Origin of the sequence: Sediminicola sp. 1XM1-17 (assembly GCF_037203765.1) — a bacterium.
In the GTDB taxonomy this organism is placed as follows: Bacteria; Bacteroidota; Bacteroidia; order Flavobacteriales; family Flavobacteriaceae; genus Sediminicola.
The window spans coordinates 261,402-287,636 of record NZ_JBBCAS010000003.1 but is presented as its reverse complement, the minus strand read 5'-3'; the positions used below and the strand labels follow the sequence as shown (position 1 = coordinate 287,636).

At 40.6% G+C, this 26,235-nt stretch carries 23 protein-coding genes; 15 read left to right on the top strand and 8 right to left on the bottom strand.

What is annotated here, in order from left to right; translation table 11 throughout:
- Positions 1 to 350 precede the first annotated feature (350 nt).
- Positions 351 to 533, top strand: coding sequence for a hypothetical protein (locus tag WAA86_RS06555; RefSeq protein WP_337300192.1), 183 nt, complete (start codon positions 351 to 353; stop codon positions 531 to 533).
- 141 nt (positions 534 to 674) lie between these two features.
- Here WAA86_RS06555 and katG read toward each other — a convergent pair whose 3' ends face one another.
- Positions 675 to 2,924, bottom strand: a complete 2,250-nt coding sequence (katG, locus tag WAA86_RS06550) for a catalase/peroxidase HPI (RefSeq protein WP_337300191.1) — start codon at positions 2,922 to 2,924, stop codon at positions 675 to 677.
- 232 nt (positions 2,925 to 3,156) lie between these two features.
- On the opposite strand from katG, the gene WAA86_RS06545 reads away from it, so the two are divergent.
- From WAA86_RS06545 to WAA86_RS06530, 4 genes are all read left to right on the top strand, one after another.
- Entirely contained in the window at positions 3,157 to 3,321 is a 165-nt protein-coding gene (locus tag WAA86_RS06545) for a hypothetical protein (RefSeq protein WP_337300190.1), read from the top strand.
- Between the two features lie 165 nt (positions 3,322 to 3,486).
- Complete coding sequence (locus WAA86_RS06540; protein WP_337300189.1) at positions 3,487 to 3,990, top strand: hypothetical protein; 504 nt, start codon at positions 3,487 to 3,489, stop codon at positions 3,988 to 3,990.
- A 226-nt stretch (positions 3,991 to 4,216) separates the two neighbouring features.
- Complete coding sequence (locus tag WAA86_RS06535) at positions 4,217 to 4,879, top strand: hypothetical protein (protein WP_337300188.1); 663 nt, start codon at positions 4,217 to 4,219, stop codon at positions 4,877 to 4,879.
- 545 nt (positions 4,880 to 5,424) lie between these two features.
- A complete protein-coding gene (locus tag WAA86_RS06530) occupies positions 5,425 to 6,690 on the top strand; it encodes a hypothetical protein (RefSeq protein ID WP_337300187.1) in 1,266 nt (421 codons plus the stop codon).
- A 69-nt stretch (positions 6,691 to 6,759) separates the two neighbouring features.
- On the opposite strand, the gene WAA86_RS06525 is transcribed toward WAA86_RS06530, so the two are convergent.
- Together WAA86_RS06525 and WAA86_RS06520 are read right to left on the bottom strand one after the other, a co-directional pair.
- A complete protein-coding gene (locus tag WAA86_RS06525; protein WP_337300186.1) occupies positions 6,760 to 9,828 on the bottom strand; it encodes an aminotransferase class III-fold pyridoxal phosphate-dependent enzyme in 3,069 nt (1,022 codons plus the stop codon).
- Positions 9,829 to 9,887: 59 nt separating this feature from the next.
- Positions 9,888 to 10,775, bottom strand: a complete 888-nt coding sequence (locus WAA86_RS06520; protein WP_337300185.1) for a LysR family transcriptional regulator — start codon at positions 10,773 to 10,775, stop codon at positions 9,888 to 9,890.
- Between the two features lie 65 nt (positions 10,776 to 10,840).
- Between WAA86_RS06520 and WAA86_RS06515 the strand changes: the two genes are divergently transcribed.
- Both WAA86_RS06515 and WAA86_RS06510 read left to right on the top strand, forming a co-directional pair.
- Complete coding sequence (locus tag WAA86_RS06515; RefSeq protein WP_337300184.1) at positions 10,841 to 11,752, top strand: DUF1338 domain-containing protein; 912 nt, start codon at positions 10,841 to 10,843, stop codon at positions 11,750 to 11,752.
- Between the two features lie 453 nt (positions 11,753 to 12,205).
- Positions 12,206 to 13,276, top strand: a complete 1,071-nt coding sequence (locus WAA86_RS06510; RefSeq protein ID WP_337300183.1) for an AI-2E family transporter — start codon at positions 12,206 to 12,208, stop codon at positions 13,274 to 13,276.
- A gap of 106 nt (positions 13,277 to 13,382) precedes the next feature.
- Here WAA86_RS06510 and WAA86_RS06505 read toward each other — a convergent pair whose 3' ends face one another.
- Positions 13,383 to 13,970: a fasciclin domain-containing protein gene (locus WAA86_RS06505; protein WP_337300182.1), complete on the bottom strand. Its 588-nt coding sequence runs from the start codon at positions 13,968 to 13,970 to the stop codon at positions 13,383 to 13,385.
- A gap of 249 nt (positions 13,971 to 14,219) precedes the next feature.
- Between WAA86_RS06505 and WAA86_RS06500 the strand changes: the two genes are divergently transcribed.
- Both WAA86_RS06500 and WAA86_RS06495 read left to right on the top strand, forming a co-directional pair.
- On the top strand, positions 14,220 to 16,142 hold the full coding sequence (locus WAA86_RS06500; RefSeq protein WP_337300181.1) for a DUF294 nucleotidyltransferase-like domain-containing protein: 1,923 nt from the start codon (positions 14,220 to 14,222) through the stop codon (positions 16,140 to 16,142).
- Positions 16,139 to 16,798, top strand: coding sequence for a 3'-5' exonuclease (locus WAA86_RS06495; protein WP_337300180.1), 660 nt, complete (start codon positions 16,139 to 16,141; stop codon positions 16,796 to 16,798). The genes WAA86_RS06500 and WAA86_RS06495 overlap by 4 nt, the downstream gene beginning before the upstream one ends.
- Before the next feature lie 56 nt (positions 16,799 to 16,854).
- Here WAA86_RS06495 and WAA86_RS06490 read toward each other — a convergent pair whose 3' ends face one another.
- Complete coding sequence (locus WAA86_RS06490; protein WP_337300179.1) at positions 16,855 to 17,805, bottom strand: phosphoribosylaminoimidazolesuccinocarboxamide synthase; 951 nt, start codon at positions 17,803 to 17,805, stop codon at positions 16,855 to 16,857.
- A gap of 6 nt (positions 17,806 to 17,811) precedes the next feature.
- On the bottom strand, positions 17,812 to 18,765 hold the full coding sequence (locus WAA86_RS06485; protein ID WP_337300178.1) for a PhoH family protein: 954 nt from the start codon (positions 18,763 to 18,765) through the stop codon (positions 17,812 to 17,814).
- A 127-nt stretch (positions 18,766 to 18,892) separates the two neighbouring features.
- Between WAA86_RS06485 and WAA86_RS06480 the strand changes: the two genes are divergently transcribed.
- The 5 genes from WAA86_RS06480 (at position 18,893) to dnaN (ending at position 23,707) form a co-directional block, all read left to right on the top strand.
- A complete protein-coding gene (locus tag WAA86_RS06480; protein ID WP_337300177.1) occupies positions 18,893 to 19,723 on the top strand; it encodes an SAM hydrolase/SAM-dependent halogenase family protein in 831 nt (276 codons plus the stop codon).
- Positions 19,724 to 20,020: a putative quinol monooxygenase gene (locus WAA86_RS06475; RefSeq protein WP_337300176.1), complete on the top strand. Its 297-nt coding sequence runs from the start codon at positions 19,724 to 19,726 to the stop codon at positions 20,018 to 20,020. It abuts the gene before it with no gap.
- A gap of 10 nt (positions 20,021 to 20,030) precedes the next feature.
- Positions 20,031 to 20,762 carry a gliding motility-associated ABC transporter permease subunit GldF gene (gldF, locus tag WAA86_RS06470; RefSeq protein ID WP_337300175.1) on the top strand — a complete coding sequence of 244 codons (732 nt, stop codon included), beginning with the start codon at positions 20,031 to 20,033 and terminating at the stop codon, positions 20,760 to 20,762.
- Positions 20,762 to 22,426 carry a gliding motility-associated ABC transporter substrate-binding protein GldG gene (gldG, locus tag WAA86_RS06465; RefSeq protein WP_337300174.1) on the top strand — a complete coding sequence of 555 codons (1,665 nt, stop codon included), beginning with the start codon at positions 20,762 to 20,764 and terminating at the stop codon, positions 22,424 to 22,426. The genes gldF and gldG overlap by 1 nt, the downstream gene beginning before the upstream one ends.
- A gap of 162 nt (positions 22,427 to 22,588) precedes the next feature.
- Complete coding sequence (dnaN, locus tag WAA86_RS06460) at positions 22,589 to 23,707, top strand: DNA polymerase III subunit beta (RefSeq protein WP_337300173.1); 1,119 nt, start codon at positions 22,589 to 22,591, stop codon at positions 23,705 to 23,707.
- Positions 23,708 to 23,772: 65 nt separating this feature from the next.
- On the opposite strand, the gene WAA86_RS06455 is transcribed toward dnaN, so the two are convergent.
- Both WAA86_RS06455 and WAA86_RS06450 read right to left on the bottom strand, forming a co-directional pair.
- The gene (locus tag WAA86_RS06455; protein ID WP_337300172.1) at positions 23,773 to 24,111 is read right to left on the bottom strand and encodes a DUF4870 domain-containing protein; all 339 of its coding nucleotides are present in this window, start codon (positions 24,109 to 24,111) and stop codon (positions 23,773 to 23,775) included.
- A gap of 91 nt (positions 24,112 to 24,202) precedes the next feature.
- A complete protein-coding gene (locus WAA86_RS06450) occupies positions 24,203 to 24,673 on the bottom strand; it encodes a hypothetical protein (protein ID WP_337300171.1) in 471 nt (156 codons plus the stop codon).
- A gap of 163 nt (positions 24,674 to 24,836) precedes the next feature.
- On the opposite strand from WAA86_RS06450, the gene mnmE reads away from it, so the two are divergent.
- Positions 24,837 to 26,234 carry a tRNA uridine-5-carboxymethylaminomethyl(34) synthesis GTPase MnmE gene (gene mnmE / locus WAA86_RS06445; protein ID WP_337300170.1) on the top strand — a complete coding sequence of 466 codons (1,398 nt, stop codon included), beginning with the start codon at positions 24,837 to 24,839 and terminating at the stop codon, positions 26,232 to 26,234.
- Position 26,235 lies beyond the last annotated feature (1 nt).

Sequence of the window (26,235 nt, the reverse complement as noted above, 5' to 3'; positions counted from 1 at the left end):
TAGGCCCGGTATATAAGCAATTGAAAATCATGAAGCCTGGTTCATAACCCGGAGGTCAAGGGAATGTGACGCCCTTCACGCTACAAGGTTTAAACCTTTAATTCAAAAACTGATTGGTTAGCACCAATCCGTTTTTGTATGCATTGTTTTTGGGGTTATATTCCTGTACATGAATGTAAGGGAATTTCGTAAAAAAAGCACTAAGACCAGTCTTATAGCAGTCAATTAACCATGTAGCACCCTATACAAACCTTTTTGAATATCGGCCTTCTTCATTTCAGATAAATATTATTATTAAATCGATAAGCAATCTTAAAATAATATAATTTCGCCAACTTAAATTTGAAGTTATGTTTGCTAGAATATTAAAAGTTGGTTTGTTCCTGGTCCTGTTGGTTGGATTAACAACTGGTTGTAGATCCACCGTAGCCTTAAATGGAAAAAATACTGCCCCAGGGCAAGTGAAGAAGGTAACGGGAAGTAAATCCGCCAAGGCCTATGCACCTGGCCAGACAAAAAATAAAAAGAACTAAGGATTGTAATTATAAAATCCTAAGGTTCTCATTAGTCTACTATTTAAAAATAGTATAAAAAAAAGGCGGTCATGTTTCAGACCGCCTTTTTTACAAACAGATTCACTCAGAATCCTCGCCTTTCGGCAATTATTATTGAAATTAAGCTAGATCATAACGATCAAGGTTCATCACTTTGGTCCATGCCGCTACAAAATCCTTGATGAATTTCTCCTTGGCATCTGAACAGGCATATACTTCTGCTAGGGCTCGTAACTCAGAGTTCGATCCAAAAATTAGATCCACTCGGGTCCCTGTCCATTTTACTTTTCCGGTCTTTCTATCGCTACCCTCAAAAACGTTGTCGTCCTCAGAAATGGCTTTCCAAGTAGTTCCCATGTCCAATAGATTCACGAAGAAATCATTGGTGAGGACCCCTGGATTTTGGGTGAACACTCCGTGCTTGGAATGATCAAAATTCGTATCCAATACCCGCATGCCACCTACCAATACGGTCATTTCAGAAGCGGTCAAGGTCATCAATTGTGCTTTGTCCACCATAACTTCCTCTGCTTTCAACGGGAAATTTTTTCTAGCATAGTTACGGAAAGCGTCTGCACGAGGTTCCAATGCCTCAAAAGCATCCACATCCGTTTGAGCTGCCGTTGCATCAGTGCGCCCCGGGGCAAATGGTACACTTATATTGTGCCCGCCGTTTTTGGCTGCCTTTTCCACAGCTGCAGAACCTGCCAAAACTATTACGTCTGCAAGGGAAACTTTTTTGTTTCCTTTTTGGGCATTGTTGAAATCCGTTTGAATACCTTCAAGAGTTTTCAACAATTTTTCCAGTTGTTTTGGATTGTTTACTGTCCAATCTTTTTGAGGTGCCAAACGAACGCGTGCGCCATTGGCCCCTCCACGTTTGTCTGATCCTCGGAACGTTGAAGCCGAAGCCCAAGCAGCTGAAACCAATTCGGAAACGGATAAGCCCGACCCTAAAATAGTGGCCTTTAAATTAGTTGCATCACCGTCATTGATCAATTCATGGTCTACTGCTGGAACAGGATCTTGCCATAACAACTCTTCTTGTGGTACTTCTGGCCCCAAGTAGCGTTCTATTGGACCCATATCGCGGTGCGTCAATTTAAACCAAGCACGGGAGTAGGCATCGGCAAATTCCTCCGGATTTTCTAAAAAGTGTCTTGAAATTTTCTCGTAGGCAGGATCCATTCTCAAGGAAAGGTCGGTAACCAACATGAAAGGGGCGTGTTTTTTGGTTGGGTCATGAGCATCCGGAACAGTTCCGGCACCTGCATCCCCTACTGGCTTGTATTGCCAAGCTCCGCCAGGACTTTTCGTCAGTTCCCACTCGTAGCCAAATAAATTCTCAAAATAGGTATGGCTCCATTTTGTAGGCGTATTGGTCCAAGCACCTTCCAGACCACTGGTAATGGTATCTGCACCCTTTCCGGTCCCAAAATTGTTTTTCCATCCCATGCTCTGCATTTCAATGGAAGCCCCGGCTGGTTCTGGCTCCAACCAATCGCTATCTTTGGCTGCGCCGTGAGTCTTTCCAAAGGTATGTCCTCCTGCAATCAATGCTACCGTTTCATAATCGTTCATTGCCATACGGCCAAAAGTATCCCTGATGTAATGCGCTGCTTCCACGGGATCCGGATTGGCATTATGTCCTTCTGGATTTACATAGATCAATCCCATATGTGCCGCACCCAATGGACTCTCCAACTCACCATCTTCATTATATCTTTCTTTATTGCCTAGCCATTCTGTCTCCGACCCCCAGTAGATATCTTCTTCCGGCTGCCAGATATCTTCACGACCACCTGCAAAACCGAACATGGGCAATCCCATGGATTCATGGGCTACATTACCGGCCAATATCATTAAATCTGCCCAGGAAATCTTCTTTCCATATTTCTGTTTGATTGGCCATAACAAAAGTCGGGCCTTATCTAAATTTGCATTATCCGGCCAGCTGTTCAGGGGTGCAAAACGCTGGGAACCTGAGCCTGCACCGCCACGGCCATCTCCGATACGATATGTACCGGCACTGTGCCAAGCCATTCGGATAAAAAATGGTCCATAGTGTCCATAATCTGCTGGCCACCAATCTTGACTGTCGGTCATTAAATTGGTCAAGTCTTGCTTTACCGCCTTTAAGTCCAAAGATTTGAATTCCTCCGCATAATTAAAATCCTTGTCCATGGGATCTACCAAAGAGGAGTTTTGTCTTAAAATATTCAATTTCAGTTGATTGGGCCACCAATCTCTTATACCAGTTCCTCCCCCAGCGGCTTGCTTCATTTCACCATTCAAAAATGGGCATTGAGATGCATCCGATGTATTAACATCATATACATTGCCATTGGAGTTCTTATTATTGTTTTCCATTTCAATTAGGTTTTTATAATTTTCAACTTCAAAGTCTAAATTTACCAAAATAAATTCTATCCAAATGCTGAATTCCATAGATTATAACTATGGCCAATTCTCTTCATCTATGAAACGATTATCTCCGGGATTAAGCTGATAGTGCTCTACCAAGCAACCCATATTTTGATGGTATTTTTAGTTTTTGTACCTTTTTTGACCAAAACGAGCCATAACCTTTAAAATACTTCTAATGATCAATGTTAAATTTATCGCCTACGGCTTTATTATTGGATTACTACTTGGAATTATCTATGGTAGCGTAACGGGGAATATGAGTCACGGTGTATCATTTGGTCTTTTGTTTGGGTTGATTATTGGGGTTGTCGCTGGTGTTATTATGGATGCTCTAAAGTGAGAATTCCGTTTTGGGTAAGTAGCAGTCTTCTTCTCCAAATACCATTTCATGAAAAATCTGGGACTTGATTCCAAAATTTTCGGATCAACAACCCACCAGGCAGATCTTCTTATATTATGGCCTTCGCATTGGGGTTTCCCTGAACAAAATATTAGTTGAAGTATTATGGAGACCAAATTGGAATACGTTTTGACCCATACGCATAAAGCAGAAATGATTTCCTTCTTGCAAGCACATCCTGAATATTATGATGAGGCCATCAATTTGGCTATTGCGGACAAGCAGCCCTATTCTTGGAGGGCAGCTTGGTTGTTGTGGAGCTGTATTGATAAAAATGACCGCCATGTTCAAAAACATATTCAAAGAATACTGGATAATATTCCCAATAAATCGGATGGGCATCAGCGGGAACTGATAAAAATTCTAATGAAAATGCAACTTAATGACGTGCAGGAGGGCATTTTATACGATCTATGCGTGTCTTTATGGGAACAGACAAACAAGAAACCCTCCGTTAGGTTTACTGCCTTTAAATATATCTCTAAAATAGCCCACAAATATCCAGACCTAAATAAAGAGGTAGTACTTCTCACCCAAAACATGTACCTGGATTCTTTATCCCCTGGGGTAAAAAGGTCCATTTTAAAAATGATGAAGAAAAACTTTTAGACTGGAAAAACCCTTTTTATCCAATAAGACCATTCCCTTACCATACCTAAGTCCAAAAACCAAATTAAGGAAAACAAACAACTTTGTCGCTCAAAAAGTTGTAGAAGAACAACTGATATTTTGTTGTAGCTTTAACATAGAAAAAAATAATAGAACCTATAAAGGTGTGTATTCATATTATCAATGTTTGAGATTACAATAGATTCACTTAATTCCACAAAAATCCATGAATTTTCAAATAAAACTTAGAAAAATAAAATCCATATCAAAAATAGAAGGGTACTGGTCCAAAGAAGATTATATCAAATTACTGGAACTTTTTGAATTTCCCGATGCTAAAAGTATTGCTGAAAATGAACTAATCGAAATGCTATCTTTGGCCATCTCCGATTACGATCCTGCCGAAGCTGCGGCAATTGTCTTGGACTACAAACTATCGGATATCCTAAAGCCCGGGCAGATAAAAAATTTGGCCCACGAAATACTTCAGGATAAGGTAGCTGAAGAGTATCCTGACATCTCATTACATTATCCCTTATTCAATATCAACCAATTATTACATGATGCCTATAATGGTAAATTTCCTAGGACCATAGCTTCCCAAATCGATATCGAACTTTTTTTCAAGGATAAGGTTGTCATTAACAAGGAAGTGGTACTACGATGCATCAGTGACCTGCTTTCCGATAGAAGTTTATTGAAAAGATTATTTGACGAAAAACTCGATTCTGACCAAGAACTCAGTGATGCCCATAACATCATATGGGAATTGATACCCAATGGGGAGCATCAATATCAAATCATATCCTCCGATTACTGGATGAACAATGAAGATTTTGAAAAGGACGAATTTTCTGGGGTTTTAAGACAGGACGAAATCAACCATTAAGATGAGCCCTGATTCTTTTTCATCGGTACGCCCTAAACAATCCTTCCCGACCAAAGAGAAAGAAGCTACCATTAAATAAAATATGGATGGCCCTGACTATCATTTGGTTTTGGACCAATCCTTATGATCCCCTGTTGTTAAAACGATTTCATAAAATCCTCGCTACATATTCTCCGTAGGTAAAAGATCAGTTCTTCGGCATTTTCCTTTGTAAATACCCCTAAAGGATAACTGAAAGAAGGCTCTTTAGAACATTTAAGGTCCAAATCGGAGGGTTCCCATAGTTGGATATTATCCTAAATATGTGAAATTCGTAAACTTGAAACCTTCTTTGTAGTGGTACTCCACAAGATCTCAAACGTAAAAATAATTGACTAAAATTCTAACAACGACACTACATATACCCTTTATGAGGCTTCCTGCCATGCTCGTGCTAATTCTCAAAAAAGGAGATCTTGGTAAAAACTTGACATTTTTAGATTAGATTATATAAATTAGGCATCTCTATAAAGTGAGCTCAGGTCTAATCAAGATACAAACCGCATATGAAAATCAATCCGATCCATATTTTCCTTTGCTTTTTCTTGCTACAGGCCGGTTGCTATGGACAAACATTTAAAGTAGGGGTAGCGATGAGGAACATTACCCCAGATCCCCTGATTTCAGTTTCCGGTGGTTTAGATGCTCCGCTGCCCACCACCCAAAAGCTTGGGGAATTGACGGTTCGTGCCATGGTCATGGAAAAAGGAAAAGTGAGAATTGCCATGGTCAGTATTGATAACCTAGGTTGGCCAGCGGGATTGGGAGATATTTCACGGTCCAGTATCAAAGGCATCCCGCCGGAGAACATACTCCTTTCATCCACCCATACCCACAGTGCCCCTGACGCTTACGCCTATCCCGACGAAAAAGGACATATTCGGGCAGATACCATCTATTTGAAATGGGCCGCCACACAGATAGCGGATGCTGTAAATGAGGCCAAGAAAAACCTGGTCACCGCCAACTTGAGGATTGCTGTGGGCAAAGCGGCCGATGGTATAGCCTATAACTATTATGCACCTAAGCTCTACGATCCACGCTGTGGCGTAATTCAGGCGCTGAACACCAACAATGAGGTAATAGCAACACTAGTGAACTTTGCTATCCATCCCGAAATAATCGGAAATGAACAAGGCATACTCAGTCCAGACCTTTGTGGCCCATTGTATACAAGGATTGAGGAACGGACAGGAGGTATGGCCTTTTTTTTCAATGGGGCCCTAGGAGGTATGATTACGGCAGACAATCGAAGGGCGGACGGCAAAAAATCTACCGATTGGAAAGAATGTGAACGTATTGGGCACCTTCTTGCCGATGAGGCCCTAAGAATTGTGAATGAAGGAGAGATCCAACGAGATCCAGTACTCCTTTGTACCCATAAAACCCTTCAATTCCCTATAGACTCACCTTCAAAAGCCTCTTTATTAAGTAACGCTCCCTATAGTAGGAAGTTCATTGATAATGGCCATATTTCGTCTAGAATCAACCTGTTGGAAATTGGTTCAGCCAAAATCTTGACCGTTCCAGGGGAAGCACTCCCCAATATAGGATTTTACCTAAAGCGAAAAATGAAGACAGAACATGCCTTTCTTTTTGGCCTGACCAATGATGCCTTCGGATATATGATGACCAAAGTGGATTTTATGAGTTTTGCTCGCTATAATTACATCAGCGAGGTCAACCTCGGAGAAATGACGGGGGAAATCTATATAGAAGGAGCCTTGGAATTGATAGATGCGGGCACTCCCCAAGAAATCAAAACTGAGTGAAGCCCGCTATGCGTCATTCAACCATTTTTTATAAAAACTATAGTGCTGTACCGACTTTAGGTTGTTAGGCTATGAAATTTCATCATCAAATACCTTTTCCATTTCCATATAATCTTCCGCTAGGATCTTTCTTAGATAAAAGATCAGTTCTTCGGCATTTTCCCTCGTAAAGACCATGGGTGGTTTAATTTTCAAGACATTATGATCTGGACCATCCGTACTCATAAGAATACCGTGGTCTTTCATCCTATTGGCCAAATAATCTGTCTGCTCTGCCAAGGGCTTCAAGGATGAATCTACCAATTCAATGCCCAAAAACAGGCCCTCACCCCTTACGTCGCCGATAATAGGAAATTCTACAGCCAATTTATTAAGTTCCAATTTCAAATAGGTCCCCACTTCCAAGGCGCGGGCTTGCAATTTCTCCCGTTTTACTATCCTGATTACTTCCGTTCCTATGGCACAAGAAACCGGATTACCCCCAAAGGTGTTGAAAAACTCCATCCCATTGGCGAACTTTTCAGCTACCTCTTGTGTACAGGCTACCGCGGCCAAAGGGTGACCGTTTCCCAAAGGTTTTCCAATTGTAATTATGTCCGGAATCACATCATATAATTGGAAGCCCCAGAAGGTTTTACCCATTCTTCCACAACCTACCTGTACCTCATCTGAAATACAAAGTCCGCCTGCAGCCCTGACATATTCATATGCCCTTTCCAAAAACCCCTTAGGCAGGACTATTTGGCCCCCACAACTGATTATAGGTTCTATGATAAATCCGCCTACATTGCGCCCTTTGCCGTGAATATTTAAGATTTGCCTTTGAACCTCATCTGCATAGGAGTTCCCTGTATGGTCTCCCCTATATTTACCTCTAAACGCATCGGGCAGAGGAAAAATATGGGTATGCTCCGGTGCTCCTTGTCCTCCCTTACCATCAAACTTATAGGAGCTGATGTCGATACAGGTATTGGTATTGCCATGGTAACCAACCTCTGAGGCCAAGATATCCTGCTCTCCCGTAACGGTCCTTACCATTCTTATGGCCAATTCATTCGCCTCACTCCCGGAGTTCACAAAATGAAGTACACTCAATTCTGGCGGAAGGGTCTCCAACAACTCTTTTGCCAAGTTATTAATGTTTTCGTGCAAATAGCGGGTATTGGTGTTGATCAGAGCCATCTGCTCCTGCCCGGCCCTGACCACCTCTGGATGTTCATGCCCTGCATGCGCCACATTGTTTACGGTATCCAAATATTTTCTGCCATACTGATCCAAAAGATATTGTCCGGCTCCCCGAACCATTTTAATGGGGGTTTTGTATTGTAAGCTGAGACTCTTGCCCAAATGTTGCTTTCTAAAGGCAATGATATCATCATTGGAAGTAGCACTATTGGCACGCAGGGCCTCTGATTTGAACAATAAATTGGGATCTGGGCAAATGCTTTTCCATACTTCAATTTGATTGTAGTAAGCCACTCCAGGATAATCTACTTTGTAGTTAAGCATGGACAGCATTACTTGAAAATGGAGATGGGCCGCCCAATTCCCGTTTTCAGGATAACTTCCTAGCTCACCGATAATATCTCCCACATTAATCTTATCACCAATGCTATTTTTTAAGGCACTGTCAACCGTTAAATGACCATAAAGGGTATAAAATTCCAAATCATCCTCTTTATGTTTCAAAATTACCAGACCTCCATATTCCTTGTCCCCTGCATCGTTAACTGCGGCCACTACCTCTCCTTTAAAAAGCGCGTGGACCGGTGTCATTGCCGGCAACCAAAAATCGATCCCTAAATGTATGGTCCTACTTTCCCGTCCTTTATTCCCGATTTTATCATAGGCGTCCGAAGTATAAATAGGTCTTGGTTCCAAATACCCTCCTGCAAGTGTTTTTGTTGGTTGTTGACCTTGCAATCTATTGATCTTGAACTGAAAGTAGTCCAGATCGTTAAAATCCTTTTCGTGCCCTATCCAAGTACTGGACACACTCAGGTCGAGATGATGCACTTCGTTGGATTTGATGGATGGAAACAAATTTTCCAAGTAGAATGATTGTTGGTTTGCCCATTTTGAAAATTCCTCCTCATTTGGGTGAGCACTAAATCCGCAAACAGCCCTAAAACTATAATGGGCAAATTCAGCGTCGACGAATTTCCATTTTTGAAGTAGTTCCCATGCAGGTTTTTCACTTACCAGCAGATAATGGTTATCTGGTTCCTTAACTTTATTGATGGCCGATTTTGTTACTGAAATGACCAGCCGCATGGCGATGGCAAGATACAATTGCTCCAATTCGTCTGCGGTCAAGGGAAAAGCACTATGGTACCCTTTTACAATGGGCAAAGCCGCTGCCAGTGGATCGTTGTGCCGCATGATGGCATAGGCACAGGCAATTGCCAGATCATTGATGACCTGGGTATAAACTGCATCCCCAAAATCTATGGCCGAAATCACACTAGGATCCAAGAGATTTTCGGAAACAATAATGTTGTTGTCGTTGGCATCATTATGGACCACCGCTCTTCTAAGTTTGGAATAGGTAGGTTGGGCCTTTTTGAATTCTTCCTGAAATGCCAATATAATTTCCCTTTCTTCACCCTTAAACAAATCAATATGGGCTTCTGTCCAAGCAGCTTGCCCCAAATCCCAATCCAATGGCCTATGCGCTACTTCATGGTCAAACCCTTGCAAGGCCTTGGTCAATTTCCCCGCTTGTTCACCCAGGCTATAGCGAAGGTCATCCAACTGAGGCTTTACAGAACTCCATACCCTCCCCGAGATCCAAGATAGGAGTCGGACTTTCCTCAGTTGCCCATTTTCGTCATTAAATTCAGAGATTGACATCCCATTGACATCATTGATCACCTTAGGGCATATCAATCCTTGTCCGTGATCCCAAACATGTTGCAATAGCTTTTGTTGAAAATCCAAATAATCCACGTTCTCATCGGGACGTGATATTTTTAAAATGTACCCTTCCCCATGGCCATCAACAATTTTAAAATTAAAATCGATTTCCCCCGGGAGCATTACCGCACTTCCCGTTATATTATAAAGTTCTTGGCACAACCTTTCGGCCTGCTCCGCAGTTATCTTGATTTTGTTGTAATCCATTTCAATTTTTTCCATGAAGGGCAATGGTTAAAAGCTTCAAATGATCCTTTGAGGATACAATATATTCAACAATTTTAAATCAATTCCAAAAAATACTGAAGTGCTGGATTTTCATTTCCCTTTTTCCAAGCCGCAAACAATTCCGTTTTGTAAGGAACTTGGTCCAATTCCAAAAATTTGATTTTATAATTGTGCTCATCGCGGAGCGAATTGGGAACAATGGCGATTCCCATCGCATTTTCTACCAACTTAAAGATGGTAGGCCCATGAATGGATTTATGGGAAATACGGGGGCTAAACCCATGATCGGCGCAAAGATTCTGTATTTGCTGATAATACATGGGGCTGTTTTCATTTGGAAACAGAATAAAAGACTCTTCAGAAAGTTGTCCCATATTGGTAAAAGTGGAAGAATCCAAGGGATGTTCCAAAGGTAATACCAAGGAAAAATTCTCACGGTAAACAGACTTCAACTGTATATCCGAAGGTACTTTATTGGATCGCATAAAGCCAATATCCAAGTGCTCCTGTTCCAGCCCTTTCAATTGTTCTGCATTGGTGAATTCCTCCAGATAGAAATTGATGTGGGGGTGGACTTTGCTAAATTCTTTTATAATAGGAGGAAGATATCCCTGCATGGCAGAGCCTACAAAACCTATTTTCAACTCGCCCATTACGCCCGTCAAGGACAACTGCCATCGGCCCATGGATTGGTCTACCTGCTTTAAGATTAGATTGGCTTCCTTCACCAATAATTCGCCGGCTTTGTTGAGGGCCACCTTACGATTCGTCCTATTGAACAATGGAGAACCCAAGGTAAGTTCAAGTTGTTTTATATGCTGGCTCAAGGCAGATTGAGATATAAATAATAGTTCTGCAGCATGCGTATAATGCAATGTGTCGGCCAAAACCAAGAAATAGCGTAGGGATCTTAATTCTAATTGATTAGTATTTCTTATCATTTAACACTAAATAACAATTGTTTCTAATTAAAAGTACGACTAATTTTGTCAAAAATTACGCTATTATGATAACAAATGATTTTTCCCCCTTGGCCCGTGTATTGGATACCCTGTTCACTCCTTATAAGACCAGAGTACCTGACGTGGAAAAGGTAACTGCTGCCATGATTGCACGTGGCATCATCAATAATGAAAATGAAATTGTAAATGACCATATTGCATTCCGGACTTTGGGGGTCCCAAATTTGGGGATTGCCTCTTTCGAGAAAATTTTTCTCCATTACGGATACGAGAAAAAGGATTACTATTTTTTTGAAGGCAAAAAACTAAATGCGTATTGGTATGCGCCTCCTTCAGATGCGTATCCGCGTATCTTTCTGAGTGAATTGCGGGTACAGGATCTTTCCCAAAAATCTCGAAATATCATTCATGAATATACAAAGCACATTACATCGGACCCAGTGGATGCCCTGGATCTAAATGATGTCCAGGCTGTTGGTGATTTTTTTTATAGGCCCTTGTGGCAACTCCCTACCATATCCGATTACAATAGTTTGGCAGAAGAAAGTGAATACGCGGCATGGGTTATCCATAACAGATATTACCTGAACCACTATACGATAAGTGTCCATGAATTTTCCGAGGAATTCAACACCGTTGAAAAGTTCAATATATTCTTGGAATCTGAAGGGATTTCCTTGAATACCTCGGGAGGGAAAATCAAGACCAGTCCCGATGGCCTGCTTAAACAAAGCAGCACCATAGCAAAAATGGTGGAAGCAGCGTTTTTTGGCGGTCAAAAAATGGAAATAGCAGGGAGTTATGTGGAATTTGCCGAAAGATTGGTCCTGCCAGAATTTAGGCATTTGGAACCATCTTCCATAGAACGCAAACATAGACGGGATGGTTTTGAATCTGCCAATGCGGACAAGATATTTGAAAGCACGTATTCCGAGCAGACTAAAGGAGGTAAATAAATCCAAGGCCCCTCCCTTCCTCTTATTCCTATACGCTGGCTTTATCCATCTTGGATAATACAAAAAAATCGAAGAGTCCATAAACTATTTGTACATGGGCTCTTTTATTTTTGCTGGACGCAGTTCTAAGGTACTTTCGAAAACCGCGGTAAGACCTATAAATTAAGTACAAGTGACAAAACAGAGGGATAGCCCGAGTTATATCATCTGCTTCCTTTGTCAAAAAATTAGGACAATTCTGTAATTCTATTCCAGAATTAGATATTCTAAATTAAATGAAATCATTACATTAGAGTACGAAAAGAGATCAAAACCAACCATTTGAAATATTGATTTAATACTTGGAAGTTCAAAAAAATGGCTGTAATTCGCATTAAAGCGTGGATTGTCCCTAAAAGGTGTATTCAATCAAGGAGATAGAATGGTTTTATATTTCTTAAATAAACCTTTACCATGAAGATAAATAACAGCTTATCCGGGTCCTACCTCAAATACCTACAGATACTGTTATTCTCTATTATAATCCTTTATTTTGGCCAAGCTCTGTTTATCCCCTTGTCCTTCGCGCTTTTAATAGCACTTATTCTTTATCCATTTTGTAAAACCCTTGAAAAGAAAAAATGGCCCAAAAGTTTGGCGATCACGGTTTCTATGGCACTTGTTTTCCTTTTGTTCCTCGGTATTTTTTGGATCTTGATATGGCAATTGAATTATTTAAAAAATGATATTCCGCTACTAATTGAAAAATTGGAAGAAAGTTTACAAGGGTGGTTGCATGAACAATTTGATATAGATTTTAATTTGGAAACCTATTGGATAGAAAATTTAACCGCCAATTCCGGAAATGGAGTCGGGACTTTTTTACAGTCCCTATTTAAAGATATTGGAAATTTTATATTTGCCCTGTTCATGATCCCTGTTTTTGCCGTATTGTTCCTTTATCATCGTGGACAATTTGTAAAGGTATTACTGTCCATGATATCTGAACAATACCACTCCCGCCTGTACTACATCCTCAATGAGGTCTCCCATTCCTACTATAAATATATTGTGGGCCTTATCAAGGTATATGCCATTGTTGGTATACTCAACAGTATTGGCCTGCTCATTTTAGGTGTGGAACATGCCATTCTGTTTGGTATGCTAAGTGCCATAATGACCATTGTGCCTTATGTTGGTATAATAATTAGCGCACTATTGCCCATTTCGGTGGTTTATTTAACTACAGGCTCATGGCTTTATCCCTTGGGGGTAGTAGTCGTTTTTTCCATTGTCCAATATTTGGAGAGCAGTATTATATTTCCAAAAGTTGTAGGGGAACAGATGAATGTTAGTACCTGGGCCATTCTGGTGGCCCTTATAGGAGGTGGAATTATGTGGGGTGTATCAGGAATGGTATTGTTTATCCCCTTTGTGGCAATTCTCAAAATCGTAAGTGGGCATATTGAAGCATGGAAACCACTCAACATATTACTTAGTCGGGAAGAAGATTCTGAATCCAAAAAGGAGGAGGTTCATCCTTAATCCTTATACCGAAACACAATACGAAACCACCATTCATTGATGGCAAGATCAAAAAAAACCGCCATGACTTGCGGCACAGCGGTTTGAGTTCAATATTCAGCTTATTTTATTGTGGCATTACCACGGTATCTATGGCATGGATTACGCCATTGGAAGCGGCAACATCTGCCATAACCACTGTTGCTGTTCCTCCTTTTGCATCGGTCAATAGTACCTTACCATCTTTCAGGCTTAAATCTATCGTAGCTCCCTGAACGGTAGTCACCGTAAATTTTCCATTGTTCTTGTTGATTGCATCGATCACAGCTGCAGCTTCAAATTTGCCCGCTACCACATGGTAGGTGAGTACCGCAGTCAATGTTCCTTTGCTTTCAGGCTTCAGTAGTCCATCTACCGTACCTTCCGGTAATTTCGCAAAAGCATCATTGGTTGGTGCGAAAACAGTGAATGGTCCTTCACTACTCAATGTTTCAACCAAGTCTGCGGCCTTAACTGCGGCCACTAGGGTCGTGAAATTGTCATTTCCAGCGGCAACACCTACAATGTTTGGGGTCTCAACAGTTTCCTGTACAACTTCCATAGCTTCCGTAGATGCCTCATCCATAGTATCCGCTGCTTCTTTTTTAGTTTGCCCACAAGAAGTAGATATTACTCCGATAATTGCAAAGGCACTGATAATTTTCAATAGGTTCATAGTCTTAATGTTTTTAGTTTTTGGTAAAGGTAAACGATGAACAAGGTATTTATTCTTAATTTTTGTTTAAAGTTTTTACTTTATTGTTAAACATTTAAGAAATTATATTGAAATTACCCTCATTGTTGATCAAATTGTAAATCCAACAGGTACATTTCCGCAAGAGCACTTTTCTACAAGATTCAATTATTGACTACTTTTAGGTCAATTCCTTTGTCTTTGGAGTAACTTTAGCTAGAATTTAGTGCCATGAAGAATACCATATCACATAGGGTAGCCGATTTTTTAAAGAACTATCCTCCCTTTAGTCTGTTGCCCCAAAAGGAAATTGAAACGCTATCGGAGCACATATCTATAATTTATAAGGAAAAAGATTCCCTTATTTTTATGGAAAATGAGGAACCCCATCCGCATTTTTACGTGGTGCACAAGGGAGCGGTAGCTTTGCGTAAAAGCCCCAATAATGATATTGTTGATCTTTGTGATGAGGGTGATATTTTTGGATTAAGGCCTCTGATTGCCCTTGAAAACTATAAGATGGAGGCCAAAACCCATGAAGAGAGCATTCTTTATGCCATACCTATTTCTATCTTCAAACCCCATGCACTAGAAAACAAAGCAGTTGGCAACTTCCTCATCGAAAGTTTTGCGTCAAACACCAGAAATCCATATTCCATTAGCCACAGAGGTAACCTATATGGTGAAACCGAATTTCTGGAGGATACCCTTACCATCCAAAAGCTACACGATCTTCAGTCCGTTAAATATTCAAAAAAAATTGTTTCTTGTTCCCCGAGGACTACAATAAAGAAGGTGGCTGAGACCATGACCAAAAAAAATATTGGAGCCATGTTGGTTGTCAAGGACCAACTGCCCATTGGTATCATTACGGATAAAGATTTGAGGAACAAAATTGTGACGGGTGCATTTCCTATCACAACCACAGCATCCAAGATAATGACCTCCCCCGTTATCACATATCGCAGAAATCTTACCATTACCCAGGCCCAAATGGCCATGATGAAGAGCAATATAAGCTACCTGTGCCTGACCAAGGACGGGACTACCAATACCAAGGCCTGTGGCATACTTTCCAAGCACGATTTAATGGTTGCCCTAGGAAATAATCCCGCGGTACTGATCAAAGAAATCAAAAGAACCAGCAGGTTCAAAGAAATCAAACCCATAAGAGCCAGTATTATGCAATTGCTGCAAGGGTATCTCTCCCAAAACATCCCGATGACCTTGACCTCAAAAATAATTGCCGAATTAAATGACGCCTGTATTAAACAAGTTGTTAAAATTGCCCTGACCAAGATGAAAGATCAACCGCCGGTGAAGTTTGCTTGGTTGGCCATGGGCAGTCAAGGGAGAAGCGAACAATTATTGCATACGGATCAGGACAATGCCCTGGTCTTTGAAGATGTGGAAGAAGGTCTGCTTGAGGAGACCAAATCCTATTTCTTACATTTGGCATCGACCGTCAACAAAGGTCTCAACGTGATAGGATATGATTATTGTCCGGCTGAAATGATGGCCTCTAACCCTAAATGGTGCCAAAGTCTCGGAGAATGGAAACAAACGGTCTCACATTGGATCACCAATCCTGGCAATGACGAAGTACTGTTGTCCTCTATCTTCTTTGACTATAGCTTGGCCTACGGGGACAGTCAAATGGTCAATGAACTTTCGGACCATATTTTTAAAAGCGTAAGCAGCTATCCAATCTTTTATGTGCATTTGGCCAGTGGTGCACTTCAAAATCCATCTCCGACCGGTTTTTTCAGACAATTCCTGGTAGAGCAGGACGGTGCCCACAAAGATTTCTTCGATATCAAAAGACGGGCTTTAATGCCACTGACAGATGCCGCCAGGGTACTTATACTTTCGCATTCTGTAAAATCAATCAACAACACATCAGAAAGATTTGAAAAGTTGGCACAGTTGGAACCTAATAACGAAGAACTGTATTTGGCCTGTTCCTATGCTTCCAAAGCCTTATTGAAATTCAGGACCAAACAAGGTTTGCGCCACAACGATTCAGGAAGGTATATTGCCTTGGAATCACTTTCCAAAGAGGAAAAAATAAAGCTTAAAAGAACCTTCAAAACCATTTCGGAACTTCAGGATCTCATTGCCTTACGATTTAAAGTAGCCAGTATAGTAGGATGATAAACTTTTTCAAAAAGCGCCATAAGGATCTGCCCGAATTTTGGAACTCTTACGAAAAGACATTCGATAAGAAAATCCCCAATGAATTAAAATCGGTCCGCTTTGTGGTCCTGGATACCGAGACCACTGGATTCGACTATACCAATGATCGCATCCTGTGCATTGGGGCCATTGGCCTTCAAAACAACACCATTACCATTAAGGACAGTTTGGAAATCTTTGTTCAACAAGAGCACTATAACATTGAAAGTGCAGAAATACATTGTATACTTAAAAAGGGTAAGATAGATCGCGTTTCGGAATTAGAGGCTTTGCAACAGTTACTGACCTACTTGGGTAATTCTGTAATTATTGCACATCACACCAAATTTGACATCACCATGATCAACAGGGCACTAGAAAGACATGGACTTCCCAAACTCAAAAACAAGACTTTGGATACTGACGTCCTTTACCGAAAATCCTTATTGTGGACGCCCCTTTTGGACAAGAAAGATCACTATACCTTGGATGATCTTGCCGATAAATTTAATATTTCAAAAGAGGACAGACATACGGCTGTTGGAGACGCCTATATAACGGCCATTGCGTTTCAAAAGATTTTGAACAGAATGAAATACAGAAAAGAACCCACTCTAAAGGACTTGTTCAAATAAAAAGCTCCAAGACAGAAATAATTCATCTTGGAGCTTCATCAAAAATGGCATGAAGCTTACGCCTTTAGGTATTCCAGCACATTTTTTTCAATACGGGACTGAATATCTGAAATATCTGCCTTGACAAAGGCCTCCCCTGTAATATTCTCATAAAGTTCAATATACCGCTCGGATACACTGTCAATGTATTCATCGGTCATAACGGGAACTTTTTGTCCTTTCAGACCTTGGAACCCTTCACTGATCAACCATTGTCTTACAAACTCTTTGGAAAGCTGTTTTTGCGGCTCTCCTTTTTCTTGTCTTTCCGCATATCCTTCCGCGTAAAAATAACGGGAGGAATCTGGAGTATGAATTTCGTCGATCAACACTATTTTGCCGTCCTTGGTCTTCCCAAATTCATATTTCGTATCCACCAGGATCAACCCTCTTTGTGCGGCAATTTCAGTACCTCTTTGAAAAAGATCACGTGTATACTTTTCCAAAATAAGATAATCCTCCTCCGATACGATGCCTCTTTTTAAAATATCTTCCCTAGAAATGTCCTCATCATGATCTCCCATTTCGGCTTTCGTGGCTGGAGTAATAAGCGGCTGGGGAAACTGGTCGTTTTCCTTCATACCTTCAGGCATAGAAACCCCACATAAGGACCTCTTTCCCAATTTGTATTCTCTGGCGGCGTGGCCCGACATATATCCCCGAATAACCATTTCTACCTTGAACGGCTCACAGGCATACCCTACGGCCACATTTGGATCTGGTGTTGCCATTAGCCAGTTGGGAACTATATCTGCCGTATCGGCCATCATTTTGGTAGCGATCTGGTTCAATATTTGCCCTTTATATGGAATACCTTTGGGCATGACCACATCAAAGGCAGAAAGCCGATCTGTGGCAACCATCACCAAGATATCATGGTCCAAATGGTATACTTCCCTAACTTTCCCTTTGTAAACGCTTTTTTGCCCTGGGAATTCAAAATTTGTGCTTGTAATGGTATTGCTCATCTATGCTTAATTTTGATGCTCTATATCTTTGTATGCATCAATTACTTTTTTAACCAAACGGTGACGGATCACGTCTTTATCGTCCAGATATATTATTCCAATTCCTTCTATGTTCTTCAGCACCAAAAGGGCTTCTTTTAAACCAGAGATAATTCTCCTGGGCAAGTCTATTTGTCCTGGATCTCCTGTAATGATGAACTTGGCATTTTTTCCCATCCTGGTCAGGAACATTTTCATTTGGGCATGGGTGGTATTTTGTGCCTCATCCAAGATTACGAATGCATTGTCCAATGTTCTCCCTCTCATAAAGGCCAAAGGTGCTATTTGTATGGTGCCGTTTTCTATAAAATGCGCTAGTTTTTCGGGAGGAATCATATCTCTTAACGCATCGTACAGCGGTTGCATATAAGGATCCAACTTTTCTTTTAAATCCCCAGGAAGGAATCCTAGGTTTTCACCAGCTTCTACTGCCGGTCTTGTCAAGATGATTCTTTTGACCTGCTTTTCCTTTAGGGCTTTTACCGCCAATGCCACACCGGTGTAGGTCTTACCTGTTCCGGCCGGTCCCACAGCGAAGACCATATCATTTTTTTTGGAGGAATCCACCAATTTTTGTTGGTTCAAGGTCTGGGCCTTGATCAACCTTCCACTAACACCGTGTAAAAGTACATCCGTACTGATTTGGGAAGTTTCCATGTCCTCTTGGCCATTACTGGCAAGAATCCGCTCAATGACATTTTCGTCCAATTTGTTGTACTTCGCAAAATGTGCGGTCATCTTCTCAAAACGCCTATCGAACTCTTCTAAAAGATCCTCGTCCCCATATACCTTTACTTTGCTGCCCCTAGCTACAATCTTTAATTTGGGAAAGTATTTTTTTAGTAAATCAATGTTCTCATTTTGTTGTCCAAAAAATTCTCTTGGACTAATTTCCGTAAGTTCAATTATAAGTTCGTTCAAAGAATATGGATTTAAAAGTTCATGTCAGTAAAGAAAATTTCCGTTGGCTATTTTTTTGTGTAATTTTGTTTAACAAACTTAAGTAAAAAATCAGTTTGCATTCCTAAAAACATATCAACAGTCCTACATGGCAATCATTACATTAACAACTGATTTTGGATACAAAGATCATTTTATTGGGGCTATCAAGGGCACCATATACAGTGAGTTGGATGATGCCAGAATAGTTGATATTTCACATGCCATAAGTCCGTTCAACATTCAGGAATGTGCCTATATTCTTAAAAATTCCTACAAGACCTTTCCCAAAGGAACCATCCATATAGTTGGTATAGATTCCGAGAAAACCCCAGAAAACCAGCACCTGGCCGTGCTTGTGGACGGGCATTACTTTATTGTGGCCAACAATGGGGTGCTCGGTCTGATACTTACAGAAGTGCAACCCGACAATATTGTGGAAATCAATCTACCGGACACCGGCCAGACACCATTTCCGGTCATGGATGTCTTTGTAAAGGTGGCCTGTCATATTGCCCGAGGCGGTAGACTGGAGGTTGTTGGTAAATCTTTTGACCAACTCCGGGACCTTAAGGAATTTGCACCTATTGTCTCTGATAATTTCAAGACCATCACCGGTCATGTCATTTATATTGACAATTATGGCAATGTCGTTTCCAATATTCAGAAAAGCCTTTTTGAAGCCTATAGGAATGGGCGGAAATTTGAGCTGAAAGCCAGGAACAAAAGACTGACGGAAATACATAAAAAATTTAGTGACATCATTAATTTTGACCTGGACAAAAACCAGAGAAAAGGCCCCGGGGATTTATTGGCACTTTTCAATTCTTCCGATTATATAGAATTGGCCATTTATAAAAGTGACCTCAACACCGTTGGAGGAGCCTCTACCCTGCTTGGCTTAGATTATAGGGATACCATTACCATAAACTTTCTTTAAATGTTCGTACGAATCGTAAAATTGACTTTTAAAAAAGAAAATATCGCTAGTTTTGAACAAATTTTTGAAACATCGAAACACGTGATAAGAAAAGTAGAAGGATGTTCCTTTTTAGAACTTTTACAGGACAAGGATAATCCGAACATTTTTTTTACCTACAGCTTTTGGCAAACCGAGCAAGATTTGGAAAACTATAGAAATTCCGACCTGTTCAAAAATATTTGGGGCAAAACCAAAATATTGTTCGCCGAGAAGGCCGAAGCGTGGAGTGTTGACAAAAAAGTAACTTTAAATTGATCATTGCAACATGTTAGCCATTTACAAAAGGGAAATACAAGCATTCTTTACCTCGCCTATTGGCTATCTGGTCATTGGACTTTTTTTGGTATTGACGGGCCTTTTCCTTTGGGTCTTTAAAGGCCAGTACAATATTTTTGAATATGGGTTTGCCGATTTGGACAAATTCTTCCTTCTCGCGCCATGGGTTTTTCTTTTTTTGGTCCCGGCAATAACCATGAGGAGCTTTTCGGAGGAAATAAAGTTGGGCACTTTGGAACTGCTTTTTATAAAACCCATCCCAATTTCACATACTGTCATAGGTAAATTCTTGGGAACCCTTACCTTGGCCACTATTGCGATTATACCTACTTTCCTCTATGTGTATGCCGTTTCACAATTGGGAACCACTGTTGGAAATTTGGACATGGGCATTGTTTTTGGTTCTTATGCTGGACTTTTATTTTTGATATGCAGCTATATTTCTGTGGGTCTCTTTACCTCTACCCTAACCGAGAATCAAATTGTGGCTTTTATATTGGGAATTGTGCTCTGCTTCTTTCTCTTCTACGGTTTTGAGGGCATAGGCGGTATAATACCCAATGGTGAGATCGCCCTGTTTCTGGAAAATTTAGGTATGAAAGCCCATTTTGCGAATATCTCCAAAGGTGTTTTGGATACCAGGGATTTTATATACTTCCTAAGCATATGCCTATTTTTCCTTTATCTAACCGTAGTACAACTAAAAAACCGAAATAGATAATGAAGCAGTCTCTTTTATCTATAGGCAAGGCAATTTTGGTTTTGGTAATCGTCAATGTGGCAGGTCATTACGTTTATACCCGTTTTGATTTGACCGAGGACAAAAGGTATACCCTGTCCCAACCAGCTCTTAACTCCGTTCAGGAATTTCAGAAACCCGTAATCATAGATGTGTTGTTGGATGGTAATCTACCTCCAGAATTCATAAAACTCAAAGGGGAGACCCAACAACTTCTGGAAGAGTTTGCCGCAGAAAACAAGAATATAAAATTTAATTTTGTCAATCCCCTGGAAGAGGAAGAGGGATCGGAAAATATTATCGCGGAATTGAGGCAATTGGGGTTGACCCCTGCCAATGTTACTATAGAGGAGAACGGAAAGGTTTCACAGGAAATAGTATTCCCATGGGCATTGGTGAACTATAACAATACTACCGTTAAAATCCCCCTTTTAAAAAATAAGTTAGGCGCCAATACGGAGGAACGTGTCAACAATTCCGTCCAACATTTGGAGTATGCTTTTGCAAATGCCTTTGTAAAAATCAACCTCAAGGATAAGAAAAGGGTTGCTGTGATCAAAGGCAACGGTGAATTGGAGGATATCTATATTGCGGATTACCTTACCACCATCCGTGATTATTATAACCTTGGGGCCATCACCCTGGATTCTGTTGCCACAAACCCACAAAAGGTACTGGATCAATTAAAGGGGTTCGATTTGGCGATTATTGCCAAACCTACCCAGGCGTTTACCGATGCTGAAAAATACGTTATGGATCAGTTTGTCGTCAATGGCGGCAAAACCATATGGTTAATTGATGAAGTGGCCATGGAGTTGGACAGTCTTTTCAATGAAAATGGCAGCGCTTTCGCACTACAGCGCGATTTGAACCTCAACGATTTTTTCTTCAAATACGGAGTGCGTGTCAATCCTGTGTTGGTCAACGACCTGTATTTTACCCAGATCGTATTGGCCACTGGAGAAGGCAACGACTCAGAGTACAACCCCGTGCCCTGGTATTACAACCCTATGGTTTTTTCAAGGGACAACCACCCCATTAACAACAATTTGGAGGCGGTTAGATTCCAGTTCGCCAACAGTATAGATACATTGCCAAACTCCTATAAAAAGACCATTTTATATTGGAGTTCCCCCCTATCAAAGGTAGAGGGCACCCCAAGGGAAATAACCCTAAGTACCATAAACACCCCACCGGTCAAGGAAAGTTACAACAATGGGAACCAGCCATTGGCTGTTTTGATAGAAGGAGAATTTAATTCTGCCTTCTTGAATAGAGTAAAGCCTATTCCTCTAAAGGGAACAAGGGAAAAAGGTGAGGCCAACAAAATGCTGGTCATTGCCGATGGGGATTTGATCAAGAACCAAGTTAGAAATGGGAGACCATTGGAATTGGGCTATGACAAATGGACCAATAACTTCTTTGGAAATAAAGAATTCTTGGTGAACAGTATCAATTATCTATTGGATGACAATGGACTTATAAACATTAGAAACAAAAAGGTTGCCATTCCCTTTTTGGACGAGAAAAAAATTGTAGACCAGAAAAGTAAGTGGCAGTATATAAACATTGGGCTTCCCGTGGCTTTAATACTACTTTTTGGATGGCTTTTCAATGCCTACAGAAAGAAAAAATACGGCGCTTAAGTGTTAATAAGTTTGTTTTCTTTAAAGGCGCATTTAAAATACCTTTGTTTAAAGTATTTTTGAACCCAAAATTCTGGATTGGTAGCTGTATTTTGCCCAAAAATGTATATTTTCGGGGGCATCTAATCAAGATGGAGTTTCGACATTAAAATAATATAACTAATGAAATTTATAGTATCCAGTACTTATTTACTAAAACAATTACAGGTTTTGGGAGGGGTTATCAATAACAGCAATACACTTCCCATATTGGATAATTTCTTGTTCGATCTTGATCAAAATAAACTTACTGTTTCTGCCTCCGATCTGGAAACAACAATGAGTTCTGTTTTGAGCGTGGACTCTGATAGCGTTGGAACCATAGCGGTCCCTGCGAAGCTATTGTTGGAAACCTTAAAAACCTTTCCAGAACAGCCATTGACTTTTGTGGTTGAGGACAACAACACCGTTGAGATCAGCTCCAATCACGGTAAATATGCATTGGCCTATGCTGATGGTGCTGAATTTCCAAAGGCGGTAGAACTTTCCAATCCAAGTTCTACCACCATTATTGGTGATATTTTGGCCACTGCCATCAACAAGACTATTTTTGCTGCAGGAAATGATGATTTACGACCCGTGATGAGCGGGGTATTTTTTCAATTTTCCCCAGAAAACCTAACCTTCGTTGCTACGGATGCCCATAAATTGGTAAAGTATCAGCGTGCAGATGTTACCGCTTCCCAAGTAGCGGAATTCATTATGCCAAAAAAACCCTTGAACCTCTTAAAAGGAATTTTGGCGGGCTCGGAAACCGATGTTACTATTGAATACAATGATAGCAATGCCAAATTTTCCTTTGACCAAACTGAGCTGATCTGTAGGCTAATTGACGGGAAGTATCCTAATTATGATGCAGTGATCCCAAAGGAAAACCCAAACAAACTGAGCATCTCCAGAAATCAATTTTTGAGCTCTGTAAGAAGGGTTTCCATTTTCTCCAATAAAACTACTCATCAGATACGTTTGAAGATCGCTGGAGCGGAATTAAATATATCTGCAGAGGATATAGATTATAGCAATAAGGCGGAAGAACGCTTGACCTGTTCTTATGCAGGGGACGATATGCAGATTGGATTCAACTCACGTTTCTTGGTAGAAATGCTCAATAATTTGACATCTGATGATGTTTCCCTCGAAATGAGCCTACCAAACAGAGCGGGAATTTTGACCCCTGTGGATGGTCTGGATGAAGGAGAACATGTTACCATGTTGGTGATGCCTGTTATGTTGAACAGTTAGATCCTGAAGTTATATAATTTAAAAAGCCGCATTTTTCAATGCGGCTTTTTTATTCTAATATGGTCCTAGACAAATTTAAAGCTTAAAGGATAGGAAGGGGCCTCTCCATTGTTGGCCCTGACCGCATTGACAATTGGAAAAACAAATCCAATAATCCCGACCACAATAAAGCCCAAAAGACCAAGCCCAAATAACAATATGAGAGGAATACTGATGAGAACGTAGATAAATAGACTTATTTGAAAATTAATAATCGCCTTTCCATGCTCATCCATATCCATAATTTTATCCTTTTGGGTTAGCCATAAAATTAAAGGAACTATAAAGCCCCCAAAGCCGGTGACCAAATCCAATAGTTGGCTCAAATGGGTTATTACCAAAAGTTGTTTGTTTTCTGCTTGCATGATTTGATTTTTTTGATTCATGTATTTATATGACGCATCTTAATATCAAATGTTACAAAGAATCCGCAAAACGTTGTCGATCTCTTGCTCCTTAAAGTTTCTTCCGTAATTTTTGGAGCTTCTCCTTGTCCTTATCAATATCCAACTTCAACTTTTGAATTTTATCCTTTATCTTCTTTATATCATTCGGAGACAAGTTGCCCTTTCGTTCCCCCTTGTATAATTTTTCTTCCAGCTTCGCGATCTTGGTTTCATCGTTTGTAATGGACTTTTCGGTAGAGGATATACTTTTTTGCAAATTTTCAAGTTTCTTTTTCTCCTTCTCGGCCTTCTTTTTCTCTTTTTCAGCCTTTTTTTTCTCCTTTTCTGCTTTTTTCCTTTCCTTTTCTGCCTTGGCGGCTTCTTTCTCTGCTTGCTCCACTTTCTTTCTCACAGCTTCCATTTCCTTGGCCTGCTGTTCCATTTTAGCAACGCTATCCATGGGCATTTTGGTTTCCTGCCCATAGCCATGGGAACTGAATGCTATTAAAGTGATCAATAACATATAAATAATTGGTTTCATGGGTTTTACTTTTTAGAGTTAGTGTATATTTAAGTTACAAAATATTAACCATTTCCGTTTGAATATCATGGAATTTATTTGGGTTTGATGAATCAGTTACAATCTCATCAAGAAACCCTATATAGTCCCTATTTTCCGTATTTTTGCAGTAAAATATGGGTTTATGATTCCAAATGACAACATAATAGCATTGGCAACAGCCTCAGGTGCGGGAGCCATAGCGGTCATCCGGATATCCGGGAAAGATGCTATAAGAATTTCCGCTCCATTGTTCCGTTCCATAAGGGGCAAGGAATTGGCAAAACAAAAAAGTCATACGGTACATTTGGGTCATATTATGGATGGGGAACGCACCATAGATGAAGTATTGTTGACCCTCTTTAAAGGTCCCAATTCCTATACGGGAGAAGATGTTATTGAAATTTCCTGTCATGGCTCTCCCTATATACAACAACAAATCATCCAATTGTTTCTTAGAAAAGGCTGTAGAACGGCCAATGCCGGGGAATTTACGCTCCGTGCATTTCTCAATGGGAAATTGGATTTGAGTCAGGCTGAAGCAGTAGCTGACCTTATTGCCTCTGACAATGAGGCCAGCCATCAAATTGCCATGCAACAAATGCGTGGTGGTTTTAGCAACGAAATCAAAAGACTGAGGGATGAACTCCTTAACTTTGCCTCTCTGATAGAATTGGAGCTCGATTTTGCGGAAGAAGATGTGGAATTTGCAGATAGGGATCAATTCAGAAGCTTGGTAGATCGTATCCGCAACGTACTCAAAAGACTTATTGATAGTTTTGCGGTGGGGAACGTGATCAAAAATGGAATTCCCGTTGCCATTGTCGGGGAACCGAATGTGGGGAAGTCTACCTTGCTAAATGCCCTTTTGAACGAGGAGCGGGCCATTGTCAGTGAAATTGCGGGAACCACCAGGGATACTATCGAAGACGAAATTTCCATTGGCGGCATCGGATTCCGCTTTATTGATACCGCAGGAATACGGGAAACCATAGATGTGGTGGAAAGCATCGGCATCAAAAAGACCTTTGAAAAGATTGAACAGGCTCAAGTAGTCATCTATTTGGTAGATGGACTTCAACTGATCAGTGATGACAAAAGGTTGACGCTCATTAAAACCGAGCTTGAAAAAATCCGAAATAAGCACCCTCAAAAACCATTATTGTTCATTATAAACAAAGCGGATCAGATTACAGAACAACAGCAATCCAGCATTGCCTCAGAGCTGCCCACGGCCCTATTTCTATCTGCCAAAACCGGAGAAGGAATAGAAAAATTGACTTCCGAGCTTCTAAATTTTGTCAATACAGGAGCCTTAAAAAACAATGAGACCATTGTTACCAATACCAGGCACTACAACTCCCTGTTAAAAGCCTTAGAAGATATTGAACGGGTCCAGGAAGGATTGGATCTGGGGATTTCCGGAGATCTTATGGCCATAGATATCCGTGAGGCCCTACATCATTTTGGCGAGATTACCGGTGAAATTACCTCTGACGATCTATTGGGGAATATATTTGCCAATTTCTGTATCGGAAAGTAAT

Excerpts from the sequence above, each read along its gene's own strand:
- WAA86_RS06455 (WP_337300172.1), bottom strand. The coding sequence starts at position 24,111 with ATGCAAGCAGAAAACAAACAACTTTTGGTAATAACCCATTTGAGCCAA.
- WAA86_RS06520 (WP_337300185.1), bottom strand. The coding sequence starts at position 10,775 with ATGATAAGAAATACTAATCAATTAGAATTAAGATCCCTACGCTATTTC.
- WAA86_RS06495 (WP_337300180.1), top strand. The coding sequence starts at position 16,139 with ATGATAAACTTTTTCAAAAAGCGCCATAAGGATCTGCCCGAATTTTGG.
- gldG (WP_337300174.1), top strand. The coding sequence starts at position 20,762 with ATGAAGCAGTCTCTTTTATCTATAGGCAAGGCAATTTTGGTTTTGGTA.
- WAA86_RS06545 (WP_337300190.1), top strand. The coding sequence starts at position 3,157 with ATGATCAATGTTAAATTTATCGCCTACGGCTTTATTATTGGATTACTA.
- WAA86_RS06475 (WP_337300176.1), top strand. The coding sequence starts at position 19,724 with ATGTTCGTACGAATCGTAAAATTGACTTTTAAAAAAGAAAATATCGCT.
- WAA86_RS06480 (WP_337300177.1), top strand. The coding sequence starts at position 18,893 with ATGGCAATCATTACATTAACAACTGATTTTGGATACAAAGATCATTTT.
- WAA86_RS06490 (WP_337300179.1), bottom strand. The coding sequence starts at position 17,805 with ATGAGCAATACCATTACAAGCACAAATTTTGAATTCCCAGGGCAAAAA.
- mnmE (WP_337300170.1), top strand. The coding sequence starts at position 24,837 with ATGATTCCAAATGACAACATAATAGCATTGGCAACAGCCTCAGGTGCG.
- WAA86_RS06540 (WP_337300189.1), top strand. The coding sequence starts at position 3,487 with ATGGAGACCAAATTGGAATACGTTTTGACCCATACGCATAAAGCAGAA.
- WAA86_RS06555 (WP_337300192.1), top strand. The coding sequence starts at position 351 with ATGTTTGCTAGAATATTAAAAGTTGGTTTGTTCCTGGTCCTGTTGGTT.
- WAA86_RS06450 (WP_337300171.1), bottom strand. The coding sequence starts at position 24,673 with ATGAAACCAATTATTTATATGTTATTGATCACTTTAATAGCATTCAGT.
- dnaN (WP_337300173.1), top strand. The coding sequence starts at position 22,589 with ATGAAATTTATAGTATCCAGTACTTATTTACTAAAACAATTACAGGTT.
- WAA86_RS06510 (WP_337300183.1), top strand. The coding sequence starts at position 12,206 with ATGAAGATAAATAACAGCTTATCCGGGTCCTACCTCAAATACCTACAG.
- WAA86_RS06505 (WP_337300182.1), bottom strand. The coding sequence starts at position 13,970 with ATGAACCTATTGAAAATTATCAGTGCCTTTGCAATTATCGGAGTAATA.
- gldF (WP_337300175.1), top strand. The coding sequence starts at position 20,031 with ATGTTAGCCATTTACAAAAGGGAAATACAAGCATTCTTTACCTCGCCT.
- WAA86_RS06530 (WP_337300187.1), top strand. The coding sequence starts at position 5,425 with ATGAAAATCAATCCGATCCATATTTTCCTTTGCTTTTTCTTGCTACAG.
- katG (WP_337300191.1), bottom strand. The coding sequence starts at position 2,924 with ATGGAAAACAATAATAAGAACTCCAATGGCAATGTATATGATGTTAAT.
- WAA86_RS06535 (WP_337300188.1), top strand. The coding sequence starts at position 4,217 with ATGAATTTTCAAATAAAACTTAGAAAAATAAAATCCATATCAAAAATA.
- WAA86_RS06500 (WP_337300181.1), top strand. The coding sequence starts at position 14,220 with ATGAAGAATACCATATCACATAGGGTAGCCGATTTTTTAAAGAACTAT.
- WAA86_RS06515 (WP_337300184.1), top strand. The coding sequence starts at position 10,841 with ATGATAACAAATGATTTTTCCCCCTTGGCCCGTGTATTGGATACCCTG.
- WAA86_RS06525 (WP_337300186.1), bottom strand. The coding sequence starts at position 9,828 with ATGGAAAAAATTGAAATGGATTACAACAAAATCAAGATAACTGCGGAG.